The sequence below is a fragment of the Stenotrophomonas sp. Sm6012 genome, assembly GCF_030985895.1.
In the GTDB taxonomy this organism is placed as follows: domain Bacteria; phylum Pseudomonadota; class Gammaproteobacteria; order Xanthomonadales; family Xanthomonadaceae; genus Stenotrophomonas; species Stenotrophomonas forensis.
In genome coordinates this window covers 1-1254 of record NZ_JAPTFX010000281.1, presented here as the reverse complement: position 1 = coordinate 1254, position 1254 = coordinate 1, and the positions used below count along the sequence as shown (strand labels likewise).

The 1254-nt window shown below is 64.8% G+C and carries 1 protein-coding gene; it reads right to left on the bottom strand.

What is annotated here, in order from left to right:
• Positions 1-29: 29 nt before the first annotated feature.
• Positions 30-1189, bottom strand: a protein-coding gene (locus tag O0J73_RS22375; RefSeq protein WP_086009122.1) for an IS3-like element ISPa39 family transposase whose coding sequence is annotated in 2 segments (ribosomal slippage) — positions 30-931 and positions 931-1189 — 1161 coding nt in all. Because the reading frame shifts where the segments join, the coding sequence is not laid out codon by codon here.
• Positions 1190-1254 lie beyond the last annotated feature (65 nt).

Below are 1254 nucleotides of genomic sequence, written 5' to 3'. Positions count from 1 at the left end.
TGACCTGCCCCCTTTCTCAGGGCCACTAGCTACTTAGTAGAGTCCAGGTTGGGGAGCATACCGCTCCGGTGGGTCAGGTTTCGATCAGCGGTCGAACCAGTCAAGGCACCTTCGTTGCGCAGCGCGGCGGCGAACTCGGCAGGCGTGCATTTGGGCAGTGAGCTGTGCGGACGCACCTCGTTGTAGTCCTTGCGCCAGATGGCGATTACCGCCCGTGCGTGCTCGAGCGAGATAAACCAGTTTTCGTTCAAGCATTCGTCCCGGAACTTGCCGTTGAAGCTCTCCACATAGGCGTTCTGCGTGGGTTTCCCTGGCTGGGTCAGCACAAGCGTCACGCCGTTGGCGGTCGCCCACTGGTCCAGCGCCCGGCCGGTAAACTCGGGTCCCTGGTCGGTCCTGATCGCCGCGGGGTAGCCGCGGAAACGGCATACCGCATCCAGGATGTCGGCCACGTTCTGGCCATTTATCCTCCGGCCGACGGCGATTTCCACCGCTTCCTTGGTGCAATCGTCCACCACCGTCAGGCACTTGATCGGGCGCCCGTTGGCCAGGGCGTCGAAGACGAAGTCCATCGACCAGGTGTGGTTGGGCCCCGACGGCAGCTGCAGCGGACGGCGCTCGACGGCCACGCGATCGCGCTTGCGGCGCTTGCGCACCGCCAGGCCAGCGTTGCGGTACAGCCGGTAGATTCGCTTGTGGTTGGCGATCCAGCCCTCCCGTTCCAGCAGGATGTGCAGCCGTCGGTAGCCGAACCGGCGACGTTCGCCCGCCAACGCAACGAGCCTGGCCTGCAACGGCGCGTTCGCCATGCGCGGCTGGTAGTGCAACACGCTGCGTGACAAGCCCAGTGCCCGGCAGGCCCGCCGCTCCGACAGGCCCAGCTTCGCCCGCACGTCCGCGACGGCAGCCCGTCGCGTCGGCGGGCTCAGTATTTTCCCCGCGCCACGATCCTCAGCGCTTCGTTGTCCAACATCGACTCGGCCAACAGCTTTTTGAGCCGCGCGTTCTCCGCTTCCAGTGCCTTCAGGCGCTTGGCGTCGGGCACATCCATGCCGCCGAACTTGCGCCGCCACAGGTAGAACGACGCGTCACTGAAGCCGTGCTTGCGGCAAAGCTCCTTGACCGGCGTGCCGGCGGCCGCCTGCTTCAGGAAGCCGATGATCTGCTCTTCGGTGTATCGCTTCTTCATGTCCGTCCTCTTGTGAGACGGACTCTACTAAGATCAGGTTGGCCCGGAAAACGGGGGGCAGGTCA